This window comes from Sulfitobacter sp. HI0129, assembly GCF_001635395.1.
In the GTDB taxonomy this organism is placed as follows: Bacteria; Pseudomonadota; Alphaproteobacteria; order Rhodobacterales; family Rhodobacteraceae; genus Sulfitobacter.
On record NZ_LWGH01000599.1, the window covers coordinates 1 to 3,217 of the forward strand.

General features: G+C 64.6%; 4 protein-coding genes. All 4 read right to left on the bottom strand.

Annotation, left to right across the window (positions count from 1 at the left end; translation table 11 throughout):
- A partial coding sequence (locus A3764_RS15910) for a transposase (protein ID WP_150122231.1) occupies positions 1–166 on the bottom strand: 166 nt, incomplete at its 3' end.
- 76 nt (positions 167–242) lie between these two features.
- Complete coding sequence (locus A3764_RS15915) at positions 243–1,229, bottom strand: ATPase, T2SS/T4P/T4SS family (RefSeq protein ID WP_009804194.1); 987 nt, start codon at positions 1,227–1,229, stop codon at positions 243–245.
- 82 nt (positions 1,230–1,311) lie between these two features.
- On the bottom strand, positions 1,312–2,754 hold the full coding sequence (locus A3764_RS15920; RefSeq protein ID WP_009804195.1) for a TrbI/VirB10 family protein: 1,443 nt from the start codon (positions 2,752–2,754) through the stop codon (positions 1,312–1,314).
- A gap of 2 nt (positions 2,755–2,756) precedes the next feature.
- Positions 2,757–3,217 (bottom strand): TrbG/VirB9 family P-type conjugative transfer protein (locus A3764_RS15925; RefSeq protein ID WP_150122232.1); only part of this gene is annotated, 461 nt, incomplete at its 5' end.

Sequence of the window (3,217 nt, forward strand, 5' to 3'; positions counted from 1 at the left end):
GCCTCCTGGCATCCGAAACTTCGAGCCCGCCGAACTTCGCCTTCCACTTGTAGAACGTCGCCGAGCTGATCCCGAGCTCGCGGCACACGTCCGCCGTCGCAACGCCGCTCTCCTGCTGCTTCAGGAGCGAGATGATCTGCTCTTCGCTGAACCGTGATCTCTTCATTCTGTCCGCCTCCTTCGTTGGGACGGACTCTACCTCACAATGGAGGAGGAAACGGGTCTCAAGTCACGAAGTCTACTTATACTGTTTGATTTGGCAAATAAAACTCGGTAATCCCCCGCTTCCCCTCGGCCCGTCCAAGCTGCACGATCACATCGATGGATTTCCGGATGTATTCCCGCATCTCGGCGAAGGTCAGCGGTGTCCCCGCCTGCAATACCATGATCGCCAGCCGGTCGATGGCGAGTTCCGCGGTTTCCGCGTGGATGGTGGAGACCGACCCGCCATGGCCGGTGTTGATCGCCTCGAGATAGGTCAGGGCTTCGGCGCCTCGCAACTCGCCGACGATGATCCGATCGGGGCGCATGCGGAGGGAGGCCTGCAGGAGGGCGTTGGCACTGCGTTGCGAGCCGGAACCGCGGTCGGCCAGAAGGGCGACGGTATTGGGTTGGCCCGGGAACAGCTCAAAAGCGTCCTCAATGGTGATCAGCCGTTCGTGCTCGCTGACGTGGGTCAGAAGGTGGCGGGCAAAAGTGGTCTTACCGGTCGAGGTGCCGCCGCTGATCAGGACGTTGAGCCGCGCCTCGACCAGGGTTTGCAGCGCGGCCTCGAGATTTTCTTCGGCGAGACTGGCAATGTTCTTCATCTTCTCGGCGCGGAGGGCATCGAGCGAGACAGCCTTGCCGAAGAGATAGGCCGGTGCGTAGTCCCGGACGCTGCCCGAGGCAAAGAGGCGGATGGTGATCGAGGCGCCGCGATCAATGGCGGGCGGCACGGCGACCTGGACCCGGAGGGGGCGGCCTGCATATTCCACCTTGCCGGAGACGAGCGGGTTCTTTTCAGAGACGCGGGCCTTGGCATCGCCGACGATGGTCTGGGCCATGTTGAGGGCGGTGGTGCGATCCACGGTCTGGCCTTCATGGCGCATGGTGGCGTCGCCCGCCACCTCGAGCCAGACCTTGCCGTCCGGATTGATCGCGATCTCGACCACGTCATCGCGCCGCAGCAGGTCGCGGAACGGGTCGAGATAGCGCTCGAGGTATGAGGCTGGTGACGCCTGATCCATCAATTCGGTAGTTCCGGTAATATTGAATCTGGTTTCGCTGCCTCTCGCCTGCGGCTCGAACGCGAAACCAGATGCTTCTTTCTCATTGTGAACCAGAACCCCCGTAGATCACCACATCCCGGTCCACCAGCACGGTGACCGAGGCCCCCTGATCGACATAGATCGTCGGCGCGATCGACACCTGGTCGGCGATCACCGAACCGACGGCATCCTGAAGATCGCTGCCGACACCGCCCAGGACGATGCTGGTGGTTTCGTTGTTGGCGCTCTCGGCCACCACGGCCGGCGCGGCCCCGATCACGGAAATCAGTGCCGCCCCGCCGAAGCGCTCGGCGAACTTCGTATCGACAAGCCCGGTGAGGCCCGAGCGCCCGAGTTGGTCTCCGCCCACGGCCGCAATTTCCATCGAGGTGCCGTCCGGGGTCAGGACGCGGGTCCAGACGATCAGGATGCGTTTCTGGTGCATGTCGATGCCGGAGCGATATTGGCCAAAAAGGCGGGAGCCGCGAGGGATCAGGATCTGGTCCCCGGAAAACGCCGGGACCGGTTCGGAGACGACCGCCACGACAGACCCGGGCAGATCGCTGTTGATGGCGGTCTGAAGCGCCGCCTGGATGACGGACCCTTGGGTCAGGGTGCGCTCAGGGTAAGCGAGGCGGGCGGCTTCCTGCACCTCGAGCGGGCGGGCGGTCTGCAGGAATTGCTCATTACCGGAAAGCACGGGTCCCCCGGTGCCAGCGGCAGCAGGATCGGCAACTGCCGCGCCACTTTGGCCACCACGTGGACCATCGGCGTAGACCACGGCGGGGGATTTGATCTGCGCGGTCAGAAGCTCTTCGGCGACCCGTTCGGCTTCGCGCTGGCGTTGTTCCTCTTCCTGACGGCGGCGTTCTTCGAGAAGGCGTTGATCGGCGATCAGCCCTTCGCGGTCGAGCTCGGACTCGAGCCCCTCGCGCTGTGCCCGTTCGGCATCGAGCATGGCTTGCAACCCGGCGATACGGGACTCGGTCTGGCGCTGCAGGTTGGCAAGTTCGGTTTCCTTTGCGGCCAGCATGGCTTCGAGCGCGGCCTTCTGCTCGTCGAAGGCTTCGCGCAGGTCCGCGACGGCGGACTGGATTTCCGAGTTGCGGGCGGCCTGGCTAGCGGCGAGGGCTTCGCGGAGCTTGGCGATTTCGGCCAGCACCTCGGCACTTGGCTCGGGGGCAGGGGCCGCGGGCACGTCGAGCGCTTCCTCGACAGCGATCAGCGCGTCATTGACCCGCTGCTCGGTCTCGTCGGGCGGAAACTCCAGTCGCCCGCCGGTGCCAGGGCGGCGGTCCTGGAAGGTTTCGACATCGGAGGTCTCGAGCGCGCTGTCACTTGTCCGCAAGCCGGTCGCCAGGAAATACGCCACCCCGGCCCCGCCAAGGGCGAGGGCGGCGGCGAGCGCGCCGACTCCGAGGCTGTTGCCGCGGCGCTTGGATTTGCCGCGCTGGCTGAATTGATCGAGGCGGTCCTGGAGATCGGGAGGGGTTTGATCGGCCATGGTCAGTTGCTCACGTTGATCGCGCTTTCGTCGCGCGCGGCACAGATCGCCTCGTCGCCGATGCGCAGCGTCCAGTAGGTGTTCACCCCGAGCACTCGGACGGTATTGCCCTGTTGGGTCCAGTTCACCGTATGCTCGTGGCCCTGGTCATCGGCCTTGAAGAAGGCAGGCTGGCGGGCGTTTTCCGGGAAGACGAAATACGTATAGCGCCCGTCGTCATAGATATGGCTGGGGCGGAAATCGCCCTCGCCCGAGACGCGATATGCGTAGTTACGCGGGGCCTCGAACCCTTTGGGCTGGGTGGCGCCCACCGCGCGGCGTTCCTCGCCGGGGTAGCGGAAGCGGACCTCGAAGAACATGCCGGTGCGGCTCGGGATAGATCCTTCGCGCAGGTGAAAGGAATAGGTGCGGCGGTTGGTGATGACCGTCATGTTGGTCGAGGCCTGCGCCACATGCGGCTTGA

Excerpts from the sequence above, each read along its gene's own strand:
- A3764_RS15915 (WP_009804194.1), bottom strand. The coding sequence starts at position 1,229 with ATGGATCAGGCGTCACCAGCCTCATACCTCGAGCGCTATCTCGACCCG.
- A3764_RS15920 (WP_009804195.1), bottom strand. The coding sequence starts at position 2,754 with ATGGCCGATCAAACCCCTCCCGATCTCCAGGACCGCCTCGATCAATTC.